This window comes from Hymenobacter cyanobacteriorum (assembly GCF_022631375.1).
Classification (GTDB): Bacteria; Bacteroidota; Bacteroidia; order Cytophagales; family Hymenobacteraceae; genus Hymenobacter; species Hymenobacter cyanobacteriorum.
In genome coordinates this window covers 130178-156345 of record NZ_JALBGC010000001.1, presented here as the reverse complement: position 1 = coordinate 156345, position 26168 = coordinate 130178, and the positions used below count along the sequence as shown (strand labels likewise).

At 62.3% G+C, this 26168-nt stretch carries 26 protein-coding genes and 1 pseudogene; 9 read left to right on the top strand and 18 right to left on the bottom strand.

The features are described from left to right. Positions 1–9: 9 nt before the first annotated feature. From pseI to pseB, 9 genes are all read right to left on the bottom strand, one after another. A complete protein-coding gene (pseI, locus tag MON38_RS00720) occupies positions 10–1053 on the bottom strand; it encodes a pseudaminic acid synthase (protein ID WP_241934215.1) in 1044 nt (347 codons plus the stop codon). 105 nt (positions 1054–1158) lie between these two features. Further along, positions 1159–1803 (bottom strand): HAD family hydrolase, encoded by a 645-nt coding sequence (locus MON38_RS00715; RefSeq protein WP_241934214.1) that lies wholly within the window; start codon positions 1801–1803, stop codon positions 1159–1161. Between the two features lie 40 nt (positions 1804–1843). After that, positions 1844–3394 (bottom strand): GNAT family N-acetyltransferase, encoded by a 1551-nt coding sequence (locus tag MON38_RS00710; protein ID WP_241934213.1) that lies wholly within the window; start codon positions 3392–3394, stop codon positions 1844–1846. Positions 3395–3532: 138 nt separating this feature from the next. Continuing rightward, positions 3533–4279, bottom strand: coding sequence for a class I SAM-dependent methyltransferase (locus MON38_RS00705; RefSeq protein ID WP_241934212.1), 747 nt, complete (start codon positions 4277–4279; stop codon positions 3533–3535). A gap of 138 nt (positions 4280–4417) precedes the next feature. After that, positions 4418–5395, bottom strand: a complete 978-nt coding sequence (locus tag MON38_RS00700) for a class I SAM-dependent methyltransferase (protein ID WP_241934211.1) — start codon at positions 5393–5395, stop codon at positions 4418–4420. Between the two features lie 2 nt (positions 5396–5397). Continuing rightward, positions 5398–6129: a cytidylyltransferase domain-containing protein gene (locus tag MON38_RS00695; protein ID WP_241934210.1), complete on the bottom strand. Its 732-nt coding sequence runs from the start codon at positions 6127–6129 to the stop codon at positions 5398–5400. Beyond that, positions 6129–6782, bottom strand: a complete 654-nt coding sequence (locus MON38_RS00690; RefSeq protein ID WP_241934209.1) for a pseudaminic acid biosynthesis-associated methylase — start codon at positions 6780–6782, stop codon at positions 6129–6131. Before MON38_RS00690 ends, MON38_RS00695 begins: the two co-directional genes overlap by 1 nt. Positions 6783–6866: 84 nt before the next feature. After that, positions 6867–8048, bottom strand: coding sequence for a UDP-4-amino-4,6-dideoxy-N-acetyl-beta-L-altrosamine transaminase (gene pseC / locus MON38_RS00685; protein WP_241934208.1), 1182 nt, complete (start codon positions 8046–8048; stop codon positions 6867–6869). A gap of 73 nt (positions 8049–8121) precedes the next feature. Then, entirely contained in the window at positions 8122–9141 is a 1020-nt protein-coding gene (gene pseB / locus MON38_RS00680) for a UDP-N-acetylglucosamine 4,6-dehydratase (inverting) (RefSeq protein ID WP_241934207.1), read from the bottom strand. 235 nt (positions 9142–9376) lie between these two features. On the opposite strand from pseB, the gene MON38_RS00675 reads away from it, so the two are divergent. After that, positions 9377–10846, top strand: coding sequence for an MBOAT family O-acyltransferase (locus MON38_RS00675; protein ID WP_241934206.1), 1470 nt, complete (start codon positions 9377–9379; stop codon positions 10844–10846). 2 nt (positions 10847–10848) lie between these two features. Continuing rightward, positions 10849–11778: a hypothetical protein gene (locus tag MON38_RS00670; RefSeq protein ID WP_241934205.1), complete on the top strand. Its 930-nt coding sequence runs from the start codon at positions 10849–10851 to the stop codon at positions 11776–11778. Positions 11779–11824: 46 nt separating this feature from the next. Here MON38_RS00670 and MON38_RS00665 read toward each other — a convergent pair whose 3' ends face one another. Next, complete coding sequence (locus MON38_RS00665; RefSeq protein ID WP_241934204.1) at positions 11825–13147, bottom strand: glycosyltransferase family 4 protein; 1323 nt, start codon at positions 13145–13147, stop codon at positions 11825–11827. 155 nt (positions 13148–13302) lie between these two features. Here MON38_RS00665 and ffh point away from each other — a divergent pair, with 155 nt between their 5' ends. From ffh to MON38_RS00650, 3 genes are all read left to right on the top strand, one after another. Beyond that, the gene (gene ffh, locus MON38_RS00660) at positions 13303–14670 is read left to right on the top strand and encodes a signal recognition particle protein (protein ID WP_241934203.1); all 1368 of its coding nucleotides are present in this window, start codon (positions 13303–13305) and stop codon (positions 14668–14670) included. Between the two features lie 308 nt (positions 14671–14978). Then, a complete protein-coding gene (locus tag MON38_RS00655; protein ID WP_241934202.1) occupies positions 14979–15719 on the top strand; it encodes a cytochrome b/b6 domain-containing protein in 741 nt (246 codons plus the stop codon). Further along, a complete protein-coding gene (locus MON38_RS00650) occupies positions 15719–16546 on the top strand; it encodes a molybdopterin-dependent oxidoreductase (protein WP_241935083.1) in 828 nt (275 codons plus the stop codon). Before MON38_RS00655 ends, MON38_RS00650 begins: the two co-directional genes overlap by 1 nt. A 116-nt stretch (positions 16547–16662) precedes the next feature. Here MON38_RS00650 and MON38_RS00645 read toward each other — a convergent pair whose 3' ends face one another. Then, on the bottom strand, positions 16663–16977 hold the full coding sequence (locus MON38_RS00645) for a hypothetical protein (protein ID WP_241934201.1): 315 nt from the start codon (positions 16975–16977) through the stop codon (positions 16663–16665). Positions 16978–17080: 103 nt separating this feature from the next. Next, the gene (locus MON38_RS00640; RefSeq protein WP_241934200.1) at positions 17081–17257 is read right to left on the bottom strand and encodes a DUF2256 domain-containing protein; all 177 of its coding nucleotides are present in this window, start codon (positions 17255–17257) and stop codon (positions 17081–17083) included. A gap of 149 nt (positions 17258–17406) precedes the next feature. Between MON38_RS00640 and MON38_RS00635 the strand changes: the two genes are divergently transcribed. Together MON38_RS00635 and MON38_RS00630 are read left to right on the top strand one after the other, a co-directional pair. Next, complete coding sequence (locus MON38_RS00635; protein WP_241934199.1) at positions 17407–18144, top strand: class I SAM-dependent methyltransferase; 738 nt, start codon at positions 17407–17409, stop codon at positions 18142–18144. 78 nt (positions 18145–18222) lie between these two features. Next, complete coding sequence (locus tag MON38_RS00630) at positions 18223–18651, top strand: acyl-CoA thioesterase (protein ID WP_241934198.1); 429 nt, start codon at positions 18223–18225, stop codon at positions 18649–18651. A gap of 107 nt (positions 18652–18758) precedes the next feature. Here MON38_RS00630 and MON38_RS00625 read toward each other — a convergent pair whose 3' ends face one another. After that, on the bottom strand, positions 18759–19334 hold the full coding sequence (locus MON38_RS00625) for a DinB family protein (RefSeq protein ID WP_241934197.1): 576 nt from the start codon (positions 19332–19334) through the stop codon (positions 18759–18761). Between the two features lie 146 nt (positions 19335–19480). Here MON38_RS00625 and MON38_RS00620 point away from each other — a divergent pair, with 146 nt between their 5' ends. Further along, entirely contained in the window at positions 19481–20899 is a 1419-nt protein-coding gene (locus MON38_RS00620) for a hypothetical protein (protein ID WP_241934196.1), read from the top strand. 98 nt (positions 20900–20997) lie between these two features. Here the strand turns inward: MON38_RS00620 and MON38_RS00615 are convergent. Together MON38_RS00615 and MON38_RS00610 are read right to left on the bottom strand one after the other, a co-directional pair. Further along, positions 20998–21996 (bottom strand): annotated as a pseudogene (locus tag MON38_RS00615) (pyruvate dehydrogenase complex E1 component subunit beta); the annotation flags it as partial. Positions 21997–22053: 57 nt separating this feature from the next. Continuing rightward, positions 22054–23865, bottom strand: a complete 1812-nt coding sequence (locus MON38_RS00610; RefSeq protein WP_241934194.1) for a tetratricopeptide repeat protein — start codon at positions 23863–23865, stop codon at positions 22054–22056. A gap of 161 nt (positions 23866–24026) precedes the next feature. Between MON38_RS00610 and MON38_RS00605 the strand changes: the two genes are divergently transcribed. Continuing rightward, positions 24027–24245, top strand: a complete 219-nt coding sequence (locus tag MON38_RS00605; RefSeq protein ID WP_241934193.1) for a PspC domain-containing protein — start codon at positions 24027–24029, stop codon at positions 24243–24245. Between the two features lie 18 nt (positions 24246–24263). On the opposite strand, the gene MON38_RS00600 is transcribed toward MON38_RS00605, so the two are convergent. From MON38_RS00600 to MON38_RS00590, 3 genes are all read right to left on the bottom strand, one after another. Next, positions 24264–24575: a hypothetical protein gene (locus tag MON38_RS00600; protein ID WP_241934192.1), complete on the bottom strand. Its 312-nt coding sequence runs from the start codon at positions 24573–24575 to the stop codon at positions 24264–24266. A gap of 146 nt (positions 24576–24721) precedes the next feature. Next, positions 24722–25774, bottom strand: coding sequence for a glycosyltransferase family 2 protein (locus tag MON38_RS00595; protein WP_241934191.1), 1053 nt, complete (start codon positions 25772–25774; stop codon positions 24722–24724). Beyond that, positions 25764–26102, bottom strand: coding sequence for a YbaB/EbfC family nucleoid-associated protein (locus tag MON38_RS00590; protein WP_241934190.1), 339 nt, complete (start codon positions 26100–26102; stop codon positions 25764–25766). Before MON38_RS00590 ends, MON38_RS00595 begins: the two co-directional genes overlap by 11 nt. Between the last annotated feature and the right edge of the window lie 66 nt (positions 26103–26168).

The following is a 26168-nucleotide window of genomic DNA, read 5'->3' as shown; positions in this document are numbered from 1 at the left end:
AGCCCGGCATTACAACGAATTCCAGGTAAGAGGGGTGCCCGGCTTCAGGTCCTTCACCGCTTTGCGGCCCAGTACCGTTTCCCAATGGCGGGGCCAGAGGCCGTCGCCAGGGCGAATGATTTTCAGGTTGTCGGTAGTGAATGCTTCGCCCGCTGCGATGGGCTTAGCCACGTAAATGCTACGCTTGTACATGCGGCTTTTCTCCTCAGCCGCCTGAATGCAGAGCTGCACTGTGCCGAGAGCCAATTGAGCGCGCTCGGTTTCCTCCACCAGCATTTTCAATTCCTGCGGCTCCATCGAAAAGGCCGAGTCGACGCCGCCCTCGGAACGAAGCAGGGTGAAGTGCTTTTCGATAACGCACGCACCGAGGGCCACGGCGGCCACGCTAGCGCCAATGCCCATGGTGTGGTCGCTGAGGCCGATGGGGCAGTTGAAGGTTTCGGCCAGCACCGGTATGGTGCGCAGGTTGGTGTTTTCAGGCGTTGCGGGGTAGGTGCTGGTGCATTTCAGCAGCACCAGCTCGCGGCAGCCGGCGGCGCGCAGCACCCGCACGGCCTCATCAATCTCGGCCAGCGTAGCCGCGCCCGTGCTGATAATGACCGGCTTGCCCGTGGCGGCCACCTTGCGCAGCAGCGGCCAGTGGGCATTCTCAAACGACGCAATTTTATACGCCGGCACGTCCAGCGACTCCAGAAAATCCACCGCCGTCTCATCAAACGGCGTGCTGAAGGCCAGCATGCCGTGCTGCCGGGCCCGGGCAAACAGCTCGGCGTGCCACTCCCAGGGTGTGTGTGCCTCCTGGTAAAGCTGATACAGGTTTTTGCCTTCCCACAGCGAGCGGCCTTCTTCGTCAATCGCGAAGCCGGTGTCCATCGTAATGGTATCGGCGGTATAGGTTTGAAGCTTAAGCGCATCCACGCCGGTGGCAGCAGCGGCATCTACCAAAGCCAGGGCACGCTCTAGGCTCTGGTTGTGGTTGCCCGACATCTCGGCGATGATGAACGGCTTGTGGGCGGGGCCAACCCGGCGGCCGCCAATGGTGATTTCAGTCATGGAAAAGCAAAGCGAAGGCGAAGGCGCAAAGGTACTGTAGCGTGGACTCTGCGAGTCCGCGCATTGGCAGAACGTTCGCCCAGGCGCGGACTCGCAGAGTCCGCGCTACAATTCGTCCAGCGACTGAATAATTCGCGCGGCTTCGTGCGCTTCATCGGCTATGTAATGCGCGTAGTTGCCCCGCGCAACCCGCACCGTGTTAAAGCCCAGCGGCTTAATGCCCACGAAATCCTTTTTGATATTGTCGCCCACGTACGTCACTTCGGCCGGGCTCACGCCTTCGCGCTGGCAAATGAGCTGGAAAACGTGCGGATTAGGCTTGGCACGATGGCGGCCGTAACGGTTGGTGAGGTAGGCGTGGCGTACCCGCCCGGACAGGCTCAGCGCGGTCACTTTGCGGGCCTGCACTTCCTTGTGCCCGTCGGTTACGATGTAAAGCGGTAAGTCGGCGAAGCGAGCAAGGGCACGTTCGGCATCCGGAAACAGGCTGATTTTGGGTCGGTGCTGGCGGTAGGCGCGCAGGCTGGCCGCCACCAAGGCCTTGCTCCAGCGGCCGTGCTGGCGTAGCACATTGTCGAATACCTGGCCCCGGCCGTGGGCGGCTTCCTCGGCAATCATTCCGGCGGCCAGCGCATCGGCCGGCACACTCAGTAGCGGGCTCAGAAAGGCCGCCACGGCCCGGAAGCCGCTGTGCACGTAGCTCAGCTCAGGGTAAAGGGTGTCGTCGAGGTCGAAAACGAGAACGGGCATGGAAGGGGTGTTGGATTAGGTCGAAGCTGCTGGCCGCAGTTTAATTGCCTCCTACCACAAATACATTGTCCGAAGCTACTCGCACTTGGCGTAAGGGAATAGCTGCCGGCACGAATGGAAACGCCTGCAAATCATTCCCGCCGGATTCCTGCAAAAACCAGTAGAACGAATCCACGCCCGCCGCGATGCCCAGCGTGGAAGCCCCGCCGAAACGGCAGTTGCACTCGATGAGGTGCAGGCCATCATCCTCCGTGAGCAGGGCCTGCAGCACGAATGGGCCGTAGAGGCCGAGCTTTTCGACGATGGGCGTGAGGCGGGCCAGCAGCGCTGCATCGAGTAGTGTAGTGGTTACCTGCGACTCGCCGCGCACTACCACGTCGCGGATGCGGGCCACGAGGCCGTGCACCCGGCCCGTGCGGTCCACGTAGCCATCCACACTAATTTCGCGGCCATGAATGAAGGGTTGAAAAACAGGTTCTTGCAGCGTGCGGGCATGGGCCAGCGCGGCGGCGGCGGGTAGGTTCAGGCCCAGGCTAAGCGAGCCCGCACCGTGGCGCTCCTTTACCACAAAGGCCGTGGGCGGCTGGGACTGCCGCTCGGTCAGGCTATCGATGTCGCGGGCAGTGGCAATGATGGGCAGGCCGTGCTGCAGCCCGAAGGCGGTAAATTCCAGTTTGTCGAGGCAGCGGTGCACGGCTTCGGGCGCGCTCACCAGCACGGCCACGCCGGCGGCGGCTAAGGCGGCGCGGTGGCGGCTCCAGAAGGCCAGCTCGCCGTCGCGGGTGGGGATGAGGTAGGCAATGCCGCGCGCCTGCAGGCCGGCCAGCAGCTCTGGCAGCAGCTCGTCGCGCAACGGGGGCATGAGCCAGAAATCGTCGGCCAGCGGGCGGGCCAGCGCTTGCGGATTCAAATCAGCCCCAATGACTTTGGTGGCGTAATGCAGGCGGCGAGCGGCGGCCTGCACGGCGCGCAGCAACGGCGCTTTGCCCGCCAGACTGGTTATCAGCACATGGCCCCGGAAGGCTCCAGTGGGTCGGAAGCAGCTGTGAAATACGGTATCAACCAATTGCCCGGCTACCTGCACGTGGCGCGGCAGGCGTGCTTCCTCGGCAAAGCCCTCGGCTGCGAGCACCTCGGTGAGATAGGGGCGCACGTCGTAGGCTTCGGTGTTAATTTTCTGGAGGTTCAAATCCTCGAAAGCAACCTGGCGCAGCAGGTGGAGGTAGGCGGCAAAGTCGGCCTGGAAGGTGGGAATGTGGGCGTTGCGGCCGGTTTCGAGCAGGAAGGAAATCTCAGCCCGGCCCGCCAGCCAGTCGATGTGCACCAGCCCGCCGTAGCCAATCAGCTCCTCATCGAGCAGCAGCGAAAACAGTAGTTGCCCCGGCTGCTCCGCTTCGAACAGGGGTGCTACCACGTCGTGGAAATATCGGTCCTGGGCCTCAGCCGTGAGGGGCGCGCTCTGGCGCAGAACGTCCAGCTGCGCGTTGCGCCACTGGCGGATATCCTCCCGGTCGTCGGGACGGATGGGCAGCAGGCGGTAGCGGCCGTGGCGGTAGTCGTTCAGGCGCAGAATGCGGTAGGCGGCGGGCATGGTGGCAGCAGGTGAGGTTGAGCAGAATTCACCACGTCATGCCGAGCGCAGCGAAGCATCTTTACCACAGTAGTAAACCAAACGAATGAATTACTTACTGCGGTAAAGATGCTTCGCGGCGCTCGGCATGACGTTCAATCACACAATCAAATACGAAATCAGCGGGTTGAGCGGGCTACGACGCAGGGCGTAGTTGGCCACCCCGAATACTTCGTCGAATGCCAGCGTTTCGCCCGGGAACTCGGGGCAGTTCAGCTCATCGAAGGCCACCACGGCCCCTTTGGTGAGGCGCGGGCGGATGGCTTCGAGGCAGGCTTTGGTGGGGGCGTAGATGTCGAAGTCGAAGTAGGCGAAGGCGATGATGGTTTCGGGATGGTCGCGCAGGTAGCGGGGCACGGTTTCGGTGGCATCGCCGGCCACGAGTTCAAACTTACGCTTGTGCGGAATGGGGCTGTCGGCCTCGTGCAGGGCCAGAATGTCGGTAAGCTGGCGCTGGTAGTCCTCACTCACGCCGTAGTCGCCGGCTTTCACGCGGTCGCCATCCTTCTCATCCACCGATGGGAAGCCGCCGAACGTATCGAACCCGATGATTTTCCGGTTGTAGTTGAACGGCTCGTAGATGCCGCGCAGGGCGTGCAGTAGCGCCAGGTTCTGGCCCCAGCGCACGCCAAATTCCATGGCCACGCCGTGCACCGGAATGATGTGCTGGTAGAGCTCGGCCATGAACAGCAAGCGCGAAAACGTCTGGCGGTTCAGGTACAGGCCCAGGTTGCTCAGCAGCTCGGTATTGGGAATGGGCGACTCGCGCAGGCTTTGGGCGAAGTTTTCGCGGCGCAGTTGCTCGGCGGGCAGCGCGCCGCTGAGCACGGAAATGGGGGAGGACATGGGTGTTATTTGAGTAATCGAACGCAAAAGAACGTCATGCAGAGCGCAGCGAAGCATCTCGCGTGCGCAACGCAATCCATTCAATAGAATTAGTGGTGGCGGGCAAGATGCTTCGCTGCACTCTGCATGACGTTCTTATTAGTCTGCCTGCGGCTGCAAAAACGCCACTACGCTCCGGCCTAAACCCACGCCGGCCATTGCCTCATAGTAGGCCGCCACGGCGGGCAGCGGGGCCTTGCGCAGCAGAAAGTTGTCCTGCTCCAGGCGCGACTGATGGGCACCCTTGCCCGCGCTTTTGTCCATCACGTAGTTGGTGGCGGGGTTGAAGAGGTTGAGGTCAATGGGCTGGTCGCCAAGAATTTTTGCGGTGCGCCAACCGGTGGCGGCAGCTAGGTTGCGCAGGCCCTCGGCCCCGAAATACGAGAGGTGGTCGGGCAGGGCCACCCAGAAGGGGCGGTCGATGTGGCCGGTAGCCAGCAGGTGCTGTTGCAGGGGCGAGAAGTCGTTGGGCACGTCCACCATTAGCACGCCGCCGGGGCGAGTGAGGGTGCGGCAGCGGCGCAGTAACTCGGCGGGGTCGAGCACGTGTTCGAGCACATTATCGAGCCAGAGCACGTCGAACTGCCGGCCTTCAGTTATCAAATCCTGTAGGCCGTCGTAGAGGTCGCCGGCGCGCAGGCGGCCGCGCAAGCCCGGGTGAAACTGCTCCAGACTGAAGCTGCTGAAGTCGAGCCCCAGCACATCCCAACCCTGGCGCTGGAAGTAGTCGAGCGCCCAGCCCTCCCCGCAGCCTACGTCGAGGAAGGTGCGGGCGGGTGCGGTTAGAACAGGAGCATCGGCCGGGACTTGAGCTGCGGCCGATGCAGCGTTATCGGTAGGGCCAGCCGGATTCAGCAGCTGCTCCAATACCCAGTGGCGCAGCCGCAGCTTGCCTTCGATGTGCTCGCGCTCGGCTTCCGAATACGTGGGCTGGTAGCTGCTACGGTTTTCCTGGTAGTAGCGCTGGGCGTAGTAGTCGCGCAGCTCCTCGGGGGTGGGCTTGCGGGTTACTTCGTAGTAACCCAGCTCGTTCAGGTGCACGAGGTCGGCCGGGTTGGGTTGCGGTTGCTCGCTCATGCTCAGGTGGTTTTCTGTTCGACGCTGGCGTTCAGGGCCATGATTTCGGGGTGAGCTTCGAGTAGGGCCAGCAGTGCGGACAGGGCTAGCTGGTCGGCGCGATGCTCCTCAATCAGGCGGCGCAGCACTTTGTAATCCTCCGGCGTGTCGAGCGTGATGCGGAAGCCACTGAAGTCGCCACCGGGCCACACCTCATCCACGTTGCGAAAGCGGTGGGCGGCGGGACCGGTTTTCAGGTAGGGCGTCACGTGCTCGCGCTCGTAGGGCGTGGCGGCGCGCTCGTAAGCTTCGGTCAGCATCGCCATCGAGAAAATCTCGAAATCGAGCCCCCGCGGAAAGCTGCGGATGATGGAATTGGAGCGGAATTCGAGCGGGTCGGCATCGGCCAGGTAGCGGGCCACGGCGGCTCCAATCAGCGGGCCGTCCACCAGCGGGCAGTCGGAAGTGACGCGCACCACCACGTCGAGGCCGAATTTTACGGCCGTTTCGTAGTAGCGGGCCAGCACGTCAGTTTCGGAGCCGCGGTGGTAGGGCAGGCCCTGAGTTTCGGCGTAAGTGGCCAGGGCGTCGTCGGCGGGCTCGGTGGTGGTGGCCAGGTACAGCGGCAGGCCGCTCTGGGCCAGGCGCGCCACGTGGTAGTCGAGCAACGGGCGGCTGGCGGCCGCCAGCAGCACCTTGCCCGGCAGCCGCGTGCTGCCCATGCGCACCTGCGAGATGATTCCGGCCTTCTGCATCAGCTCTGCACCTTTTCAAGCAGGAACATCACGTCCTGGTTGCCCTGCTCGGCATCGTTGATGTAGGGGTAGAGGTGCTGCTTCACCAGCCGCAGCTCGGGGTAGTTTTCCAGAAACACGCGGGCGAAATCGGTCTTCCACAGAAAGCCTTCGTTGCCGCGGTAGTTGATGGCCGTGGTGTCGGGCGCAAAGTATTCGTAGCCCATGATGTAGCGCTTCGAGGTGCGCACCATTTCGCCCATGATGCGCGGCAAATCCTTGGGCGCGATGTGGATGAGCACGCCGTTGGTGCACACCAAATCGAAGTAGTTGTCCTTGAAAGGCAAGTCGAAGCCGCTGCCCTGCAGGATATTTACGCCGCGCACAAACTCGCGGGCTTTCTCCACCGCGTAGTGCTGCAGTTCGATGCCGTACAGGTTCTGGAAACCCATGGCCTGCAGGCCCACCAGTTGCATGCCGGTGTTGCAGCCCACCTCCAGCAGGCGCGCCTCACGCGGCAGCTCGCCGATGAACTCGGCGTTCATTTCCAGCTTGGTGTGGCCGTAGATGCCGCGGTAAAACTCATTCCACTCGTCGAGGGGCCGCGAGTTGCGGTCGGTGTATTCGCGGCCGAAGTCGCCGGCCCAGAAGTCTTCTTGTTGGGTGTGCTGCAAGGGTTGGAAGTGTTGAATGTTGAGGGTTGAGTGTTGAATTGAATGTTCAGCGGCCTACTGTTGAAATGTCAGCCAACTCAACATTCAACCCTCAACACTCACAAATTCCTTGATGCACGCCACCACATATGCCTGTTCCTCGTCCGTCAGCGTCGGGAAAAGCGGGATGCTGAGGCAGTGCGCGTAGTATTCCTCGGCCAGCGGAAAGTCGCCTTCGCGCCAGCCCAGGCCTTCGTAGTAGGGCATGCGATGCACCGGAATGTAGTGTACCTGGGCGAATATCTGCTTGGTTTTGAGGAAGTCGTAGAGGCCCTTGCGGTCAGCTACCTGCACCACGTAGAGGTGGTAGGCGTGCCCGGGGCGGCCGGGGGCCAGCACCGTGAGGCCCGGCAGGTTGGCAAAAGCCGCATCGTATTGCTCAGCCAGCTGGCGGCGGCGGGCGAGGCCCTCGTCGGCGCGGGCGAGCTGGCTCAGGCCGAGGGCGCAGTTGAGGTCGGGCAGGCGGTAGTTGTAGCCGAGCTCCTGCATTTCCATGTACCAGCCGCCGTCGGGCTCGCGCACCAGGTCGGCCGGGTCGCGGGTGATGCCGTGGGTGCGCAGGCGCAGCAAGTGGTGAAACAGGCGCTCGTCGTTGGTGGTAATCATGCCGCCTTCGCCGCAGGCAATGTGCTTCACGGGGTGGAAGCTGAAGATGGCGAGCTCGGCGAAGCGGCCGTTGCCGCAGCGCTGCTCCTGGCCCTGCGAGTCGACAAAAAAGCCGCCCGGCGCGTGGCAGGCATCCTCAATAATCCAAAGGCCATGCGCATCGGCCAACTGGCGGACCTGCTCTAGGTTCACGGCCAGCCCGGCGAAGTCCACCGGAATCAAACCTGTGAAATAGCCCTTGGGGTGCGCTTCGAGCAGGGCCTGAACTTTTGCTAAATCAATCAGCCCGGTTTCCGGGTCGATGTCGGCGAAGTGCACCTCGCCGCCGCAGTAACGCACGCAGTTGGCCGAAGCCGAAAAGGTGATGGGCGTGGTGATGACGCGCTGCCCCGGCTGCACGTTCAGCGCCAGGGCGCAGAGGTGCAGGGCGGCGGTGCCATTGCTCACGGCCACAGCGTATTTGGCCCCCACATACTTCGCAAACTGCTGCTCAAACTCGCCCACGGTGGGGCCTTGGGTGAGGTAGTCGGCGTGCAGGCTGGCCACCACGGCGGCCACGTCGGCCTCCGAGATGAACTGGCGGCCGTAGGGCAGCGGGCGGTTTGGTAAGCTGTTAGCCATTGGCTGTTAGCTGTTAGCTTGGATATGGAAAAGGCTAACAGCTAACAGCTGTCAGCGAATAGCTTAGCGAAAACTAAACTGTAAAGTCAGCATCGACGTGCAGCCGGATTTCCTCGCGAATCTGCTCCGCATCGAGCCACTCCTCGTTGTTGAATGAGTCGTACTGAAAGCCGAGCGGTACGCGTTTGCCGTTGAATTCGGCGATGAACTTATCGACGTTCCAATTCGGAGTGGAGGGCAGGATGACGTAGTAGCGGTCGAGCTCGACGGTGCTCAGCGCGTCGGTTTCGGTAATCATGGCCTCGTGCAGCTTCTCGCCGGGGCGGATGCCCACGATTTTCTGCTCGCACTCGGGACCAATGGCGCGGGCAACTTCCGTGATTTTGTAAGAAGGAATTTTGGGTACAAAAATCTCACCGCCCCAGGCGTGCTCCAGCGCATACAGCACCAAATCAACGCCTTCTTCGAGCGAGATGTTGAAGCGCGTCATGTCGGGGTGGGTGATGGGCAGCACGCCCTTGTGGCGCTCCTGCAAAAAGAAGGGCACCACCGAGCCGCGCGAGCCAATTACGTTGCCGTAGCGCACCACCGAAAAGCGCAAATCGCGCGCGCCCTTCATGTTATTGGCCGCCACGAAGAGCTTGTCGGAGCACAGTTTCGTCGCGCCGTAGAGGTTGATGGGGGCGGCGGCCTTATCGGTGCTCAGCGCCACTACCTCCTTCACACCCGAGTCGAGGGCGGCGTTGATGACGTTCTCGGCCCCGAAAATGTTGGTTTTGATGCACTCCATCGGGTTGTACTCGGCGGCGGGCACCTGCTTGAGGGCAGCGGCGTGAATCACGATGTCGATGCCCTCGCAGGCGCGGTGCAGGCGCTGGGCATCGCGCACATCGCCAATGAAATAGCGGATGGCCGGGTACTTGGCGGGGCTGAATTCCTGGCTCATCTCGTACTGCTTCAGCTCGTCGCGCGAGAACACCACCAGGCGTTTCACCTGCGGAAACAGCTCGAAAACGGTGCGAACGAATTGCTTGCCGAAGGAGCCGGTGCCGCCCGTAACAAGAATGGATTTGTGGTTGAGGTCGAGAGCCATGAAAATAGGTAAGCCGAAAACAGGACTGCAAAAGTAGGGCTTTTGGGGTTGGTTTGGCCTGTGGGAAAACGAGAACGTCATGCTGAGCGCAGCCGAAGCATCTCTACCGCGCAAGCAATTTCATTTACTCTCTCGGTAGAGATGCTTCGGCTGCGCTCAGCATGACGTTCTTTTGAAACCCTGCTGCCCGCAAAGCGCCCGCCACCTCCGACCTTTGCCGGCCGTCGCGCCGCGTATGCTCTTCAATTCGCTTCACTTTCTCGTCTTCTTTCCGCTGGTTGTGGGCCTGTACTACGGCCTGCCGCCGCGTTGGCGCGGGGCCTTGCTGCTGCTGGCCAGCTACTACTTCTACATGAGCTGGCGGGCCGAATACGCCCTACTGCTGCTCGCCACCACCGCCCTCGACTACTACAGCGGCGTGCGCATGAGCCGCCTGCCCGACAAGCGCCAGCGCCGCCCATGGCTGGCCTTGAGCCTGATTAGCAACCTTGGCACGCTGTTCATTTTCAAATATTTCAACTTCTTTCGGGATGCGGCCGTGGCGCTGGCCGGGACGCTGCACCTGCCGGTGGGCGCGGGGCCGGCGCTGGGCCTGCTGCTGCCCGTGGGCGTGTCATTCTACACGTTTCAAAGCGTTGGCTACATCATTGACGTGTACCAGGGCCGGCTGGCGGCAGAGCAGAATTTTGGGCGGTTCGCGTTGTTCGTGGCTTTTTTCCCGCAGCTGGTGGCGGGCCCGATTGAGCGCGGCGGGCACATGCTGCCGCAGTTTCGGCGCGAGCATGACTTTGATTATGGGCGCATCGTGAGCGGGCTGCGGCTCATGGCGTGGGGCTTGTTCAAGAAAGTGGTGGTGGCCGACCGGCTGGCCCTGCTCGTGAACCCGGTGTTCAACAGCCCGCGCCAGCACCCCGAGGGGCCGCTGCTGGTGCTGGCCACGCTGGCCTTTACGTTCCAGATTTACGGCGACTTTTCGGGCTACACCGACCTGGCCCGGGGCGCGGCCCGCGTGCTGGGCTTCGATTTCAACCTGAACTTCCGGCAGCCCTACCAATCGGCTTCGGTGCCCGAGTTCTGGCGGCGCTGGCATATTTCGCTCTCCAGCTGGTTTCGCGATTACGTGTACATCCCGCTGGGCGGTAGCCGCGTGGCCCCGGCCCGGGCCTACTTCAACCTGCTGGCCGTGTTCCTCATCAGCGGGCTCTGGCACGGGGCCAATTTCACGTTTGTGGTGTGGGGCGGTTTGCATGGCCTGTACCTGGTGCTCAGCACCTGGGCGCGGCCGGCCCGCGAGTGGCTGGCGCAACGCACGGGACTGGCGGCGCACCCGGGCCTGCGGCGCGGGTTAGGCGTGGCTATTACGTTTGTACTGGTGGCTTACGCCTGGATTTTCTTCCGGGCCAATACGCTTGATGACGCACTATTTATCAGTAGGCACTTGCTTACCGGCTGGCAGCTGAATGGCCACCAGGTCGCCACACTGTTGCTCGATTTCTCGCAGCACTACCGCCCCGAACTGGCCGTGGCCGCCTTCGCCGTGGGCCTGATGCTGGCCGTGGAATACTTCGGCAGCCGGCACAGCCCGCAGGCCTGGGTAGCGGCGCAACCGTGGGCTACGCGCTGGGTGGGCTACGTGGGGCTGGCACTGCTTATTCTGTATCTGGGTATTTTCAATAGCACCTCGTTCATCTACTTCCAGTTTTGAAAATGCCTGTGCAAGCTGCTGTTTCGAAGTTGCTGATGCGCCTGCTGCTGCTGGCGGTAGCGGGTGCGCTGGGCGCGGCGCTGCTGCTGCCGGTGGTACTGCGCGGCGGCGTCGATGCGTTCTATGGCCGCTTTGCGAGTCCAGCGGCGGGCTCACTCATTTTGGGCACGTCGCGGGCGGCGCAGGGTATCCGGCCGGCGGTGCTGGCGGCGCGGCTGGGGGGGCAGTTTGAGGGGCCGTTGTTGAATTACGCCTTCACCCTCACGCACTCGCCCTACGGTACGGCCTACCTGGCCAGCATCCGGCGTAAGCTGCGGCCGGACGTGCGCCACGGGCTGTTTATCGTGGCCGTCGACCCGTGGTCGCTGTCGGCCGCCGGGCGCGCTGATACGGTGACGAACGAGGTTTTTCCAGAAGAAAAGTCTTTCATCGGTCAGCTGCACGAAGTCAGCCAAAGCCCCAACCTGGCCTACCTCACGCGCTACCAGACCAAACCGCTTTACCGCCTGCCGCTCGACTTCGCTACCGCCACCGAGCGCCTGCACCCTGATGGCTGGCTTGAAGTCAACATTGGCCTTGATAATGCCCAGGTGCGCGCCCGCACCGCCCGCAAGCTACTCGACTACCAGAAGCTGGCTGCCACCCAGCACCTCTCGGCCGGCCGCTTCGCCGCCCTGCGCCAAACCATCGACTTCCTGAAACGCCACGGTCGCGTGGTGCTTGTGCGCCTGCCCGTGGGCCAGGGTCTGCGGGCGCTGGAGCAGCAGTATCAGCCGGATTTTGAGCAGCAGATGCAGCAGTTGAGTACTGATTTTGCGGTTTCTTTCTTTGATTACAGCGCCGGGCCCTACGCCACCACCGACGGCAACCACCTGCAAAAAGCCGCTAGCCAGCAATTCAGCCAGCAACTGGCCAATGATTTAGCGCGGTAGCCGGCGCTTTGCATAAAAGGCTATGGTTTCGTGTGTTTTGCGCGGTCTAAGAAACTGCGGCAGGGGCCACCAGCCTCGCCAGCGCCCCCGTCAGCCCGCGCCGCGAGTATTTCGCGTTACCCAGCGCGGGCAAATCCAGGTTCGGGTGCTGCTGCCAGCGGGCCACCAGTTGCTCCAGCGTCTGGCGCATCAGGGCCGCGTCTTCGTAGGGGAGGGCCTGGCCGGCACCGCACTCGCGCAGCAGGTTGTCGGCATCGCAGCCGTCCGGCCCTACGCACAGGATGGGCTTGCCGGCCGCCAGGTACTCGAACACCTTGCCCGGCAAAATGCCCAGGTTTCGCGGCACGTCGGGAATGGCCATCAGCAGCACCGACGACTGCATTAAATACGCCACTGACTGCTCGTGTGGCACGAAATCAATGTATTCGGTAATATCGCCGAGGCTAGCCGCCGCAATTTGTCCGCGTAGCTGGGCCGATACCTGGCCCACGAAGCGCAGGCGCAGTGGTACCGCCGGGTGCGCCGCCGCGCAGGCCGCTACTGCTTCGAGCAGGCGGTTGATGTGGTAGAGTTCGGTGATGGTGCCGGTGTGCGTGATGCGCAGGCAGTCGACGGGCGGCTGCGAGGGCTGGCGGAAATCCGACTCGTCGTAGCCATTGGGCAGCACGTGGAATTTGGCGGCTGGCAGCGTGGGGTTTTTGGCCGAAAACAGCCGCTTGGTTTCGGGCGAAGTTACCAGCACGGCATCGGCGCGGGCCAGTACCTGGCGCTCGTAGCGCGCATCGAGCCAGGAGGCCAGCGGCGTGTGGTGCAGGTCCTTGTAATAGTAAATGTCCGTCCACGGGTCGCGCAGGTCGGCCAGCCAGCGCAGGCCGTGGCGGCGCTGCAGTTCCAGGCCGATAAGCTGGGTGGAGTGCGGTGGCGACGACGTGAGCACGGCATCGAACTGCTCGCCAGCCGCCAGCAGCCGCTCCACGGCGGCCAGGGCGTGGCGGTTCCATCCCCGGCGCGGGTCCGGAATGAACAGGTTGCCGCGTACGAAGCGCAGCACCTGCTGCACCGGGCCGGGTTTGCCCTCGTTGGCGAAGCCGCCGTAGGGCACGGCACGGCCCGTGAGGCGCTTGTAGCTTTCGAACGGCTCGGTGGTGCCGGTGTGGATGACGCGCACGCCCGGCGGCACCTCGGCCAGCAGGCTTTCGTCGCGCACGGGGTAGCTGGCCTGGGCCGGGTCCACGGTTATCACGGTGGGCTCCACGTTGAAATGGCCGAGGTGCTTCACGAACTTCAGGCAGCGCTGCACGCCGGCCCCGCCCGAAGGCGGCCAGTAGTAAGTAATGACGAGCAGGCGCAGCGGACGGGAAGCAGACACGGAAATCAGGTTCAGAAAGCGGGCCGCGAAGGTACGCCGGCTGCCGGTTTTCGGCCTTTTGTGGTTACTTTTGAGGTCAGTTCACCCCTTGGTGCCGGGCCTGCGGGCCGCGACGGCATCGGTGAAAAACGCTAAATCCGCCAAATCAGCGATACATGTTTGACAATCTCTCCAATAAGCTCGACCGGGCCATCAAAACCCTCAAGGGCCAGGGCAGCATTTCCGAAATCAACGTTGCGGCCACCATCAAGGAAATCCGCCGTGCGCTGGTCGATGCCGACGTTAACTACAAGGTTGCCAAGGATGTAACCGATAAGATTAAGGATGCCGCCATGGGCCGCGACGTGCTCACGGCCGTGTCGCCGGGCCAGCTCATGGTCAAAATCGTCTATGATGAGCTCACCGAGCTCATGGGCGGCGAGAAGAAGGACATCGTCATCAAAGGCGACCCGGCCGTGATTCTGCTTTCGGGCTTGCAGGGCTCGGGCAAAACCACTTTCGCTGGCAAGCTGGCCAACTATGTTAAAAAGCAGGGCCGCAACGTGTTGTTGGTGGCCTGCGACGTGTACCGCCCGGCCGCTATCGACCAGCTGAAGGTGCTCGGCGAGCAGATTGGCGTGGAAGTGTACTCGGAAGTCGAGAACAAGAACCCCGTCGAAATTTCGCGCAACGCCATCGAGCACGCCCGCAAAACGGGTAAGAAAGTCGTCATCATCGACACCGCCGGCCGCCTGGCCGTGGACGAGCAGATGATGCGCGAGATTGAGGCTGTGAAGTCGGCCATCAACCCCAGCGAAACGCTGTTTGTGGTGGACTCGATGACCGGCCAGGACGCCGTGAACACTGCCAAAACCTTCAACGACCGCCTGAATTTCGACGGCGTAGTGCTTACCAAGCTCGACGGCGACTCGCGTGGCGGGGCGGCCCTCTCGATTCGCGCGGTGGTCGAAAAGCCCATCAAGTTCATTTCGACGGGCGAGAAGATGGACGCGCTCGACCTATTCTACCCCGACCGCATGGCCCAGCGCATTCTGGGTATGGGCGACGTGATTTCGCTGGTTGAGCGCGCGCAGCAGCAGTTCGACGAGGACGAAGCCAAGCGCATCGAGAAGAAAATCCGGAAGAACCAGTTCGACTTCAACGACTTCCTCGGCCAACTCGAGCAAATCAAGAAGATGGGCAACATCAAGGATTTGATGGGCATGATTCCGGGCATGAGCAAGGCCATGAAGGACGTGGAAATCGACGACGACGCCTTCAAGCCCGTCGAAGCCATCATCCGGAGCATGACCAAGCAGGAGCGCGCCAACCCCGACCTGCTGAACGCCTCGCGCAAGCGCCGCGTGGCCAAAGGCTCGGGCACCGAGCTGCAGCAGGTGAACGACCTGATGAAGCAGTTCGAGCAGATGCGCAAAATGATGCGCACCATGAACAAGATGAGCCAGACCAAAGGCGGCCTCGCCCAGATGCAGAAAATGATGGGCGGCATGCGCGGCGGTGGCGGCGGCATGATGGGCCGGTAGTCAGGCGGTTATGAATAAAAAGCCAGCCTTGCGGTACTATTTCTGGAAAATCAGGGAGCTAACCCATTCGACTGAAATATTTTGAAAAATTCTGCGGCCTCGCGGAATCTTTTGGTTCAGTTATTGTTGGCTTCCTCGTGAAAGAATAGTTTTTTAAGGTGTTTTGGTATGGAAAGAGGCGCTCCTTTGGGGCGCCCCTTTTTTTTGCCCGGTTGGGGCTGTAAGGTTGGTGTCAGGAAGCCGTCAGGCAGGGTAGGACACAAGGGCCGCAGTACCTTGCGGCGGTTTCCAGCCTCACCCCGAATTCTATGAAACAGCTTGTCGAAAAGCATCCGCTGGCCATTCGCTGGTTTCACTGGGTCAATTTCCCGGTGCTCAGTCTGATGATTTGGAGCGGCCTGTGGATTTACTGGGCCAACGACGTGTACCGCCTCGGCTGGGGCAAAACTACGCTGCTCAAGTTCTTCCCGCAGTCGTTCTACCAGGCCCTTCACCTCGACCACAAGCTGGCCCAGGGCATGAGCTGGCATTTCGTGCTGATGTGGGTGTTTTTCCTGAACGGGCTGCTGTATGTGCTCTACACGATTTTCTCGGGCGAGTGGCGCTACCTGCTGCCCACCCGGCATTCCTTCCGCGAGGCCGTGCTGGTGACGATGCATGACCTCGGGCTGTATAAAAAGCCGCTGCCAATACGCAAATTCAACGGCGCGCAGCAGATTGCCTACACCGCCGTTATTCTGATGGGCTTGGGCTCGCTACTCACGGGGCTGGCCATTTACAAGCCCACGCAATTTGGCTGGCTCACGCAGCTACTCGGTGGATACGAGTTTGCCCGCGTCATCCACTTCGCGCTCACGATTGGCTACGTGCTGTTTTTCATCGTGCACATTGCCCAGGTGGTGCGCGCCGGCTGGAATAATTTCCGGGCCATGGTGGCCGGTTTTGAGATTGTCGAAGTTGACCCCGCCACCCGGCAGGTGGTGGCCGGCCCCACCTCGCTGCCCGCCGCCGATGCTTCGCTCACGCCCAACCCTTCGCTCCGCTCGTGATGACGACTAACCCGAACAACGCGCCCGTTCCTACAGATTCCCCGCTCCGACCCGAAGCCGAGGTGCTGGCCGAAGCCCGCCGCCGCTCGCGCCGCTCGTTCATTGGCTTGGGCTTAGCCGGGCTGGCGGGCTTGGGGACCTGGAAATGGCTGATTTCGCAGCCTGATGACCAAGGCATTCCGCATCCACTGCGTAAGGTGCTGGATGCCAACGGCCGCCTAAGTCAGGCATACCTTAAGGAAACGCGACTGGCCCCCGAGTTTGCCCGCAGCCGTGCGAAGGAGCCGCGCGTAAATGGCCGCGTGGGCCTTGAAGAAGCACTCGACCCGGCCGCATGGCGCCTGCTCGTGCAGGGCTACGGCTCGGGCAAAACGCAGGAGTTTACGCTGGCCGATATTCAGGCCCTGCCCAAAGTGGAAATGACCACCGAACTCAAATGCATTGAGGGCTGGAGCATTGTGGTGCACTGGGCCGGGGCGCGCTTGTCCGATTTTTTGGCGAAGTACCCGTTGGCTACCCGCAGCGGCCAGCCCGCCGACCCGCTGAATCCGCCCGCCGACCTTGCGCCTTACGTTGGGATGGTTACACCCAATGAGAAATATTACGTGGGCCTCGACATTGCCAGCGCGCTGCATCCGCAAACGCTGCTGTGCTATGAGATGAACGGCCAGCCACTCACCGCCGCCCACGGCGCGCCGCTGCGGCTGGTTACGCCCCTCAAATACGGCATCAAGCACCTCAAGCGCATCGGCACCATCGCCTTCGCGGATGCCCGCCCGAAAGATTACTGGGCCGAACTGGGCTACGACTGGGACTCGGGACATTGATTGGATGGATGCATTGTTGAATGGGTGAATTGTTGAAATGGGCAAAACGGTTTGTAACTAACTTGTCCTATTTCAACAATTCACCCATCCACCCATTCAACAATTCACCCATTTAATCAATGCACCACCCGCAACTCGTAACGGGCGGGCTCACTGCCCGTAGCGGGCACCTGCCAGGCCCCGACGCGGCTGGGGCCATAGCCCAGGTTCACCTTCACCCACTCATCCCGGGTAGGAAGCAGGGCAATAATTTCGCTTTCCAGCTGCGCAAGCTGCTGGCGTAGCTGCCCAGGGTCTTCGGAAATTCCGTTGGCGCTGGGCGAATTGGTCTGGGTAGCGTGCCGCAACGATTTTTCGGCTTCGAGGTAAGCGTTTACTTTTTCTTCGAGCGGAAGAAGCGAGGGGTCTAGGTAGTCGAGGTTGGAGGCCATGAGCGGGGAGGGGTAAGCGGAATAAAGGAGAGGCAGCAAAGCCAGCTGTTGGGTTCGCGAACGGCAGATGGTGCCGAAAAGATACAGCGACTGCGGGCGTACCTTATGCTGCCGTGGCAGTAGCCCCACCAGCGGCCGGGCGGTTGCGCTGGCACTTTTCGCCGCAGTACTTCACCTCGTCCCAATTGGCGCGCCACTTTTTGCGGTACTCGAACGGGCGGCCGCAGGTAACGCAGATTTTGGTGGGCAGCTGGCCTTTGCGCAGTTTGGCGGGCAGCATGGCAAGGGTTGGAATGATGAGTAGTAGCCAAACGGCCGCACCCGGCGCGAAGTTTTGGGTAATTTTGCCCGGCCTCGGCCCTGCGGGGCCGTATGAGCAGTGGCAATGTGCTGCTCCGGCCGTACCGGCCCGCTTTCATTCCTCGATTTATGACCACAACTTCCGCTCCCGACATTCTGGGCCAGGCCCTGCTGGATTACCACCACGGCAAAGCCAAAGCCACCGTGACGGTGCACTGCTCGGCCGCCGACGACGAGCCGCTGCCGGCCTCCTATTTCTTCCGCACGCTCATGCAAATGCCTGAGCTGGAGCGCCTGGCCCTCGACGAAAGCCGCGGCCGCGTGCTCGACCTCGGGGCCGGGGCCGGCTGCCACAGCCTGGAGCTGCAAAGCCGCGGCTTCGATTTCGTGAAGGCCGTGGACATATCGGCCGGGGCTGCGCAGGTGATGACCGAGCGCGGCGTGCAGGTAGTAGCCCGCCACGACTTATTTGCCCCGCTGCCCGCCACCGAGCTGCCGTACGACACCATTCTGTTGCTGATGAACGGCTTGGGCCTGACCGGTACCCTCGAAGGCCTCGATAAATTTCTGGCCCACGCCCGCACGCTGCTGGCCCCCGGCGGCCAGATTCTGGCCACGTCTTCCGACGTGCGTTACCTCTACGAAGACGAGGACGGCGCGCTGGTTATCAACCTCAATGGCCCGTATTATGGCGAAGTCGAGTACACCCTCAGCTACCAGGGCAAGTCGGGCGAGCCGTTCCCCTGGCTGTTCGTGGATGCGGCCTTGTTGAACGACGCGGCCGAAACCGCCGGCTACACCGCCGAGTTTCTCAGCGAAGACGAAAACGACCAGTACCTCGTGCGTCTGATGCCCATGGGCGCTTAGTTGTCGGTTGGTTGTTATCAGTAAAAAAACTGCTAATAGGACGCTAACAACTGACAACCTGTAACTAACAACCAAAGAATGACCAACGCCATTACCTACCGCACCCGCTGGGCCGACATGGACCCCAACGGCCACATGCGCCACTCCGCCTACGCCGACTATGCCGCCGACCAGCGCCTCGTGCTGCTGGCTGAATGGGGCTACGACATCAAGGAATTTGCCCGGCTGCGCCTCGGCCCCATTCTGTTCCGTGAAGAAACGGTATTTTTGAAAGAAGTGCACATCGGCGAAGAAATTCGCGTGGATAGCCGCCTACGCAGCGTGAACGACGACGGTACCCGCTGGAGCATAACCCATACCATCTACAAGGCCGATGGCCGTGTGGCCGCCACCGTGGCCGTCGATGGCGCCTGGCTCGACCTTGACAAGCGCAAGCTCACTACCCCACCGGTCGTGCTGGCCGACAGCTTCCGGGCATTGCCGCTATACGAGGCTCCGGTGAAGTAACGCTCGGCTATTTTATAGCCATGCTGAACGCAATGAAGCACCTTATCACGCCTGAACAAACCGTTCAAACGTAGTAAGGTGCTTCACTGCGTTCAGCATGACAACGATTATGCCTGCGCGTCGGCAGTACGTACCGCCCCGGCCGGCCGCAGGGCCTTGGTGATGCGCGACATTTGCTGCTGATGGTGCAGCAGGTGGTCGACCAGATGCTCCATTACCTGATAAATGGTAATGCGGCCCGAGCGGGGGTGCGGAAACACGGCCCGGTTCAGCTGCCGGCTGGGGAATTCGTTGAGCAGGCGTTCGAGCTGGCGGCGCGAGGCTTCCCAGGTTTTGCGCATTTCGGGCAGCGTGGGCACTTCGCCGGTATCGGTGAGGGTGGCTACGCCGCGCGGCGCTTTAAACTTGAGGCCGGGCAGGCGCAGCAGCAGGCGCACAAACTGCACCCGCAGCCGGGTAAAAAGGCTGATTTTGGGCAGCAGTTCCTCCGATTGCATCTTCTTCTGCACGTACTGAACGATGTTGCCTTCGATAAAAAGCAAGTGGTGCACCACCTGCACCGCCGACCATTGGCCGGCCGCCGGGGCCTTGGTTTTATCCGCGCCCAGCGCTTCGGCCGAGGCTAGCAGGCGTTCAGTGGCTCGTTCGAGCTGCTCAAATTTGAGGTGCAGGCGGTGGTTCATGCGGCGAGAAAAGCAGTTGGGCGGCGCGCGGGCCGGGTGGGATGGAAAAGGTACGGCGACAATTCGGTTGCCGGTAGGGGCTGAATAGGACGGGCCGCGGCCGAAACCGTGCCAGCCCCGGCCGGGTAGCTAGTTTTACGGCGCATATGCCCAAATTTTCCTCCTTTTTCCATGCGCCGTGGCCCTGGTACTGGCGGGTGCTGGCCACGCTGGCCCTCTACGCTGCCTACCTGCCCCTGAGCGGCTACGGCCCCGGCCAGTTCCGCTTCGACGCGGCCGAATACTGGGAACTGTCGCTGAAATTCACCCCGCCCGGGGGCTTTTCGTTGCTGGCTTTCGATGAACCCCTGCGCGGCTACCTGGGGCCGCTGCTGGTGCTACCGGCGCGGCTGCTGTGCCACTTCACCGGCTGGAGCATGCTCACCGGGGCGCGGGTGCTGGGCGCGGGCTGGGCGGAGCTGCTTTTCGGCGTCGCCATTCCGGAGCTGTGGGCCCGCACCACCGGTCGGGCAATTAGCGGCGGCCGCTGGCTGGCGCTGCTGGGGCTGGGCTTCGTTTTCTGGCGCGACTATTTTAACTTCACGCTTAGTGATATGCCGGCCCTTGCGCTGCTGCTGCTGGGGCTGGCGGCACTGGGCCGGCGCGGGTGGCTTTGGGCCGGCGCGGCGGGGTTGTTGCTGGCGGCTTCAATCAATATCCGGCCCATTTACGTGGCGTGTTTGCCCGGCGTACTGTGGCTGCTGGCGGATAACGGCAGATTTGTATCGCGCCGGCAATTTGCGAAATCACTGGCTGCCGTAGTGGCGGGCGCGGCGCTGGTGCTGCTGCCGCAGCTGCTTATCAATCAGCGGCATTTCAACCAAAGCAGCCCGTTGGTGCTGGCCCAGCGGCCGGGTAAGGAGCCGTTGTATCTGCGCCAGCTGGCGTGGGGCACAGCGTTTCAGCGCTACGAAACCAGCCTCGTGCCGGGCATTCCCCGTTCGCTTGTTTACGCCGATTCGGTGGGGCAGCGGGCGGTGGCAGCGGTGCCTGGCGGCCGCTTCGGCAGCTACGGCGAGTTTCTGCAGTTTCTGGCCCAGCAGCCGTTCAGCAGCACTGCGCGCTATGCCCGCCACCTGTTCAACGGCCTCGATGTCCGCTACCCCACGCCGTACCCCACGCGCCTGCACCCGCCCGGCCAAGCGGCGTTGCGGCTGCTAAATTATGCTTTGCTGGGGCTGGGCATCTGGCTGGCGTGGGCGCGCTGGCAAACCTCCCGAGCGCAGCCACTGGTTGTTGAGGCCTTCGTTGCTATTGCGCCTGGTGCGGTGTTACTGGCCCTGTTGCTGCCCTGTCTGCTTGTGCTGCCCACGCTGATGGAGTGCCGCTTCCTGCTGCCGCTGCACCTGCTGCTGCTCACGGGCATTGCTGCCACCTGGCAGCCGCTGGCGTGGTGGCGCAGCTTGGGCGGGCCGATGCGGCAATTGGCCGTGCTAGCGTTGGCAGCGGGCTGGCTCTGGGGCTGCTGGCAGCTATCGGAAGCTACCGCCGGGCAGTTGCGGCCGCCGAGCGAGGCACCGCAGTAGTCGCGTTGAGCTTAACGCAGAAGGAGGCGGGAAGAACTGTCCGACCGACAATTCTTCCCGCCTCCTTCTGCGTTAAGCGAGCGAGATGGAGCCTCGCGTTACGCCTTGGCGTAGGTCACTTCCTTCACGGCTTTCACCACGCGGGCCACGTTGGGCAGCGAGGCTTCGATGAGCGTAGGAGCGTAGGGCAGGGGCACGTCGGCGCAGGTGATGCGGATGACGGGCGCATCGAGGTGGTCGAAGGCGCGGCGCTGCACGATGTAGGCCAACTCGCCCGAGATGCTGGCCAGCGGCCAGGCTTCCTCAATCACCACCATGCGGTTGGTTTTCTTCACCGAGTTGATGAGCGTGTCGTAGTCAATCGGGCGCACTGAGCGCAGGTCGATAACTTCGGCTTCGATGCCTTCTTTAAGCAATTCATCGGCGGCGGCGTAAGCTACTTTCATCATCTTGCCGAAGCTCACCAGGGTCACGTGCTTGCCCTGGCGCACGATGTTGGCTTTGCCGATTTCGAGCAGGTACTCTTCCTCGGGCACTTCGCCCTTGTCGCCGTACATCAGCTCCGACTCCATGAAAATCACCGGGTCGGGGTCGCGGATGGCCGATTTCAGCAGGCCTTTGGCGTCGTAGGGGTTCGAGGGAATGACTACTTTCAGGCCGGGCGTGTTGGCGTACCAGTTCTCGAAGTTCTGCGAGTGCTGGCTGCTGAGCATGCCGGCGTTGCCCGTCGGGCCGCGGAACACGATGGGGCAGGAGTACTGGCCGCCCGACATCGAATACAGCTTGGCCGCCGAGTTAATCACCTGGTCGATAGCCACCAGCGAAAAGTTGAAGGTCATGAATTCGATGACCGGAATCAGCCCGTTGGCCGCCGCGCCCACGCCTATGCCGGCGAAGCCGAGCTCGGCAATCGGGGTGTCAATTACGCGCTCGGGGCCGAACTCGTCGAGCATGCCCTGGCTTACTTTGTAGGCACCGTTGTACTGGGCCACTTCTTCGCCCATGAGGAACACCCGCGGGTCGCGGCGCATTTCTTCGGACAGGGCCTCGCGCAAGGCCTCACGAAATTGAATCTGACGCATGTTTTTCGTTTGGGTAAAGCCGCAATTGGGCCGTTTGGCAAAGCTACGACAAGCCGGGGCGTTGGGCCAAGTTTACCGCAACGCTTCCTTGAATACCTTGCCCTGCGCGTAATCCTGAAACTCCAGGTCCTCGACGGCGCGCTGGGCGTAGTTGCGGTCGAGGGCCACGGCTTGCTTGAGCAGGGTGCCGGCGGCGGCTTCGTCCTTCTGGCGGGCGGCCACCACGGCCAGGCCGTAAATGGGCGCGGCGGCCGTGGGGCGCAGCGTTTGGGCCAGGCGGTACTGCTCCTGGGCCAGCTCATAGTGCTCGCGGCCCACTTCGATGAGGGCGCGGTTGAGGGCGTTCTGGTAGCTGGGGCCGGCGTATTGCAGGCTGCGCAGGGCTTCGTCGGGCTGGCCAACTTCGATTTCGAGCGCGGCGCGGTCGGAAAATACTTTGCGCAGCAGCGGCCGCTCGCCGCCGAGCTTGATGGCGTAGTCGTAGTTCTGGAGGGCTTCGAGGCGGTCGCCGGCGCGGTGGTAGGTGGTGGCGGCGTGGTAGAAGAACTCGGCCGTGGGGTGGCGGTGGGCGGCCAGCGTGAAATTGGTAGCCGCGCGGCGGTAATAAGCTTTCTGGATTTTATCGGTAGGCTCCTTTTCGGCGCGTTGCAGCAAGATGACACCGAGGTTATGGAAGGCTTCCCAGCTGTTGGTGTTGGCGGCCGATACTTCGTAGATGCGCTGTTTTTCGGCCAGCAGCGGCGTGAGGTTGGCCGAATAGCGCAGTTCCTCGGGCGTGAGGGCGTCAGCTTCGGTCTGCTTTTCCACAATCTTTTTCGAGAGCAGGTACAGCTCCGAATTGTAGCGCGGCGGCGCGGTGTACGTCACGGCCACGGTGCCGAAGCGTAGGACGGGGTAGATGTACTGCTCGATGTAATCGAAGTAGGAAAGGCGGTGCAGGGCCTTTTCCTTGGTTTCGAAACTACCCTTGGTGTCGTTGATGATGGTGACGACGGAGTCAATCTGGTCGGGCTTGAGGGCTGAGGTCGTCACCTTCTGCAGAAAGGTGTCCCACTTGCGCACGTAGGCCAGGGTGTCGAAACGAATGGCCTCATTCTTATTCAGATACGAGAAATTCTTGACGCGCTGCTTGTAATAATAGAGCAGCATGCGCACGCGCTTGCTGGCCAACAGGCGGTTGTGCGCGTCGGTCGAGTCGGGCGAGTGTCCGGCGATGATAAGTACCTGCCGGGTGTGCTGGTTGGCATCAATGAGGTCCTCCAGCGCCTGCACGTTGGTGCCCAGGTAGCCGCGGATAAACCACGCATTCTCATCGAAAAAGAAGGGCAGCACGCGGGTGCCGCTCATCACGTTGCTGGCTTTTTCGGGCAGCAGGGCCAGCACGGTGTCTTCGCGCGTCACGAGGCGGGCCGGGTCGGCAATGCCGCGGGCCACGCGCACATCGTCGGCGGAGCGCAGGGTTTTGCCGTTTTTCTTCAGCTCGCGCACCTGGCCGTGGGCCAGCAGCTCTCCGGGGTTGCGGCCGGGCGTGTTGGGGATGGTGAAGCGCTGGGTGGCGACGAGTAGCTTCTTGTTCTCGTCGTCGTACACGTAGTTGCCCGGCGTGAAGGTGAGGCGGCCGAGCGTGTCTTCGCGCAGGCCGTGTTCGTAGCGGTAGCGCAGCAGCAACTCGTAGGCCACGCCCTTGCGCAGGTGGGCGGCGGGCACGCGGGCCACTACTTCGAAAGGCACGGCCTCGCCCGAGGCCGTGAGCACCGGCGGGCGGGTGCCAACGGAGCGGCCGGTTTCGGCCTGCTTGAGCACCTTGGGCAGGGGGGAGCAAGCGGCCAGCCCGGCGGTGGCGGCCAGCAGCCCGTGGGCCAGCGGCCGCAAAGAAATACGCATCAAATCGTGCAAACCAGAAAATAAAATCCAGCCCTAACAACGAAAAATCCGTTGAATTAGTCGAAACCGGGCCGGCGAAATTACACTGCCCAGCTTGCCCTGGCCCGGCCAATGCCTTATCTTAGCCCAAGTAAACTGTTTTTCGCTAGCCGATTTTGCTCATGAAACGCTTCACCGACTACCTCGAATCGCAGTCTTTCGGCCTTTGCTCGGCCCTGGCCCAGAAGTGGGGTTTCAGCACCCGCAGCGTGCGGCTGTCGTTCGTGTACGCTTCCTTTTTCACGTTTGGCTCGCCCATTGTGCTCTATTTCGCCGGGGCATTCTGGATGAACGTGCGCCGGGCCATGCGCCAGCAGCGCAGCACCGTGTGGGATTTGTAGTAGCGCGTTACCAACTACTTACGGCGTTGTTTTCTCCAGTTCGGGAGCAGCTTCTGGCTCCTTGGCGGCTGGTTGCAGGCGCGGGCCTTCGGCGCGACGCTTCTCTTGGCGCTTGGCCTCCCTGCGGCGTTGGCGCTCGTCGTGCTTGGGGTTGCGCTTCTTGGTTTTGTGCTTATCGGCGTGCTTGAGGCGCTTGTTGGAGTGCTCCGATTTTTTGGTTTTCGACTTGGCCACGTGGCCGATGCGGTGAAACCACTGCGCCGCTGCCGGGGCCACCGAAGTCAGAATCAGCAAAAGGCTGGCAACGAGCAGGAGGAGTGGTTTTTTCATTTTGAGATTGAAGCGGGATTGGCGGAGGGGCAAATTTAACTTCGGAAAAGGGCTGCTGTCATTCCGACGCAGGAGGAATCTGAGTGAATTTGTGAGAATACCTTTGTTCAGATTCCTTCTGCGTCGGAATGACAGCGGCCCGTAATCTATTTCAGGCGCAGCTCTGAAAACTTGCGTTTGCCCCGGGCAAAATACGCCCACACCAAGCTGCCGTTGTATACCCCGGTCCGGTCGCGCACGCGCAGGTGAGGCCGCGCCGCGGCCCGCCGGGCGCGCCAGTAGCCTAGCTTGCCATAGAAGCTGAAGTGCGCCCGCAGCACCGCCCGAAAGTTTCCAAACTCGCCAGCCAGCAGGAAGCGCAGCCCCGCTACACCATCGAGCACGAGGCGCTGAAACATAGGGCCGAGCAGCTCGCCGGGCGCGGCGTTTTTGTAGAGCAGCGCCAGGCCGTTGCGGAAGTTGAGGTAGGTTTTGCGGGGGTTGGTTTTGGGCAGGGTGCCACCACCCACGTGGTGCACGGCGCTGCCGCCGTGATACCACACTTCGTGGCCTGCGTTCTGCAGGCGCCAGCAGAAGTCAATTTCCTCCATGTGCGCGAAAAAAGCGGGCTCGAAGCCGCCCAGCTCCAGCCAGGCGGCGCGACGCAACAGCACGCAGGCCCCGCTGGCCCAGGCCACCGGGCGCGGGTCGTCGTACTGGCCGAGGTCTTTTTCGAGCGTGTCGAACAGGCGGCCGCGGCAGAAGGGGTAAGCCAGGCGGTCGAGGTAGCCGCCCCCGCCGCCGGCGTGCTCAAACAGCGTGGGGTCGGCGTGAGCTAATACTTTTGGCTGCACCGCGGCGATGCGCGGGTTAGCTTCGAGTAGGCCGCGCAGGGGGCGCAGCCAGCCCAGCGTCACTTCCACATCGGAATTCAGCAGCACGAAAAACGGGCTGTCGACTTGCGCCAGTGCCTGGTTATAGCCTTCGCAGAAGCCGAAATTGCGCTCCAGCAGCAGCAACTCCACGGTAGGAAAGTCACGGGCCAGCAGCTCGATGGAGTCGTCGGTGGACGCATTATCGGCCACGATGACGCGCGCGCCGTCGGCGTGGGCCAGCACGCCCGGCAGGAAGCGGGCCAGAAAGCCCGCTCCGTTCCAGTTCAGAATGACGATGGCCACGTCGGCGCAGGCGCCGCCGGTGGCCGCAGCGTTAGGCCCCAAAACCGCTCAAATCGAGGCCGGGCACGTTGGGCATCAGGCCGCTGGTTTTGCGCTTCAGCTCCTGGGCGGCCAGTTCGGCGGCTTCGTCAAGGGCCTTGTTCACGGCAGCTACCACGAGGTCGGCCAGCATGTCGCGGTCCTGCGGGGTGAGCAGGCTTTCGTCGATTTCGAGCTTGAGAATTTTACGGTGGCCGCTGGCCGTGGCGCGCACCAGGCCGCCGCCGGCTTCGCCCGTAGCGGTGAGGTGCTGGATTTCCTGCTGGGCCTGCTGCATTTTGTCCTGCAGCTCTTTCACTTTGCCCATCATGCCGGTGATATCGAATGCCATATTGCTAGTTGTCAGTTATTGGTTGTCCGTAGCCTGTGAACAGCGGGCAGGCCCAAAAGGATGCCC

Bases quoted from the DNA above. Each gene is read 5' to 3' on its own strand.
- MON38_RS00605 (WP_241934193.1), top strand. From the start codon at position 24,027: ATGAAACGCTTCACCGACTACCTCGAATCGCAGTCTTTCGGCCTTTGC.
- MON38_RS00650 (WP_241935083.1), top strand. From the start codon at position 15,719: ATGACGACTAACCCGAACAACGCGCCCGTTCCTACAGATTCCCCGCTC.
- MON38_RS00625 (WP_241934197.1), bottom strand. From the start codon at position 19,334: ATGAACCACCGCCTGCACCTCAAATTTGAGCAGCTCGAACGAGCCACT.
- MON38_RS00635 (WP_241934199.1), top strand. From the start codon at position 17,407: ATGACCACAACTTCCGCTCCCGACATTCTGGGCCAGGCCCTGCTGGAT.
- MON38_RS00590 (WP_241934190.1), bottom strand. From the start codon at position 26,102: ATGGCATTCGATATCACCGGCATGATGGGCAAAGTGAAAGAGCTGCAG.
- ffh (WP_241934203.1), top strand. From the start codon at position 13,303: ATGTTTGACAATCTCTCCAATAAGCTCGACCGGGCCATCAAAACCCTC.
- MON38_RS00640 (WP_241934200.1), bottom strand. From the start codon at position 17,257: ATGCTGCCCGCCAAACTGCGCAAAGGCCAGCTGCCCACCAAAATCTGC.
- MON38_RS00710 (WP_241934213.1), bottom strand. From the start codon at position 3,394: ATGCCCGCCGCCTACCGCATTCTGCGCCTGAACGACTACCGCCACGGC.
- MON38_RS00715 (WP_241934214.1), bottom strand. From the start codon at position 1,803: ATGCCCGTTCTCGTTTTCGACCTCGACGACACCCTTTACCCTGAGCTG.
- MON38_RS00620 (WP_241934196.1), top strand. From the start codon at position 19,481: ATGCCCAAATTTTCCTCCTTTTTCCATGCGCCGTGGCCCTGGTACTGG.
- pseC (WP_241934208.1), bottom strand. From the start codon at position 8,048: ATGGCTAACAGCTTACCAAACCGCCCGCTGCCCTACGGCCGCCAGTTC.
- MON38_RS00610 (WP_241934194.1), bottom strand. From the start codon at position 23,865: ATGCGTATTTCTTTGCGGCCGCTGGCCCACGGGCTGCTGGCCGCCACC.
- pseI (WP_241934215.1), bottom strand. From the start codon at position 1,053: ATGACTGAAATCACCATTGGCGGCCGCCGGGTTGGCCCCGCCCACAAG.
- MON38_RS00705 (WP_241934212.1), bottom strand. From the start codon at position 4,279: ATGTCCTCCCCCATTTCCGTGCTCAGCGGCGCGCTGCCCGCCGAGCAA.
- MON38_RS00655 (WP_241934202.1), top strand. From the start codon at position 14,979: ATGAAACAGCTTGTCGAAAAGCATCCGCTGGCCATTCGCTGGTTTCAC.
- MON38_RS00700 (WP_241934211.1), bottom strand. From the start codon at position 5,395: ATGAGCGAGCAACCGCAACCCAACCCGGCCGACCTCGTGCACCTGAAC.
- MON38_RS00630 (WP_241934198.1), top strand. From the start codon at position 18,223: ATGACCAACGCCATTACCTACCGCACCCGCTGGGCCGACATGGACCCC.
- pseB (WP_241934207.1), bottom strand. From the start codon at position 9,141: ATGGCTCTCGACCTCAACCACAAATCCATTCTTGTTACGGGCGGCACC.
- MON38_RS00600 (WP_241934192.1), bottom strand. From the start codon at position 24,575: ATGAAAAAACCACTCCTCCTGCTCGTTGCCAGCCTTTTGCTGATTCTG.
- MON38_RS00670 (WP_241934205.1), top strand. From the start codon at position 10,849: ATGCCTGTGCAAGCTGCTGTTTCGAAGTTGCTGATGCGCCTGCTGCTG.
- MON38_RS00695 (WP_241934210.1), bottom strand. From the start codon at position 6,129: ATGCAGAAGGCCGGAATCATCTCGCAGGTGCGCATGGGCAGCACGCGG.
- MON38_RS00675 (WP_241934206.1), top strand. From the start codon at position 9,377: ATGCTCTTCAATTCGCTTCACTTTCTCGTCTTCTTTCCGCTGGTTGTG.
- MON38_RS00645 (WP_241934201.1), bottom strand. From the start codon at position 16,977: ATGGCCTCCAACCTCGACTACCTAGACCCCTCGCTTCTTCCGCTCGAA.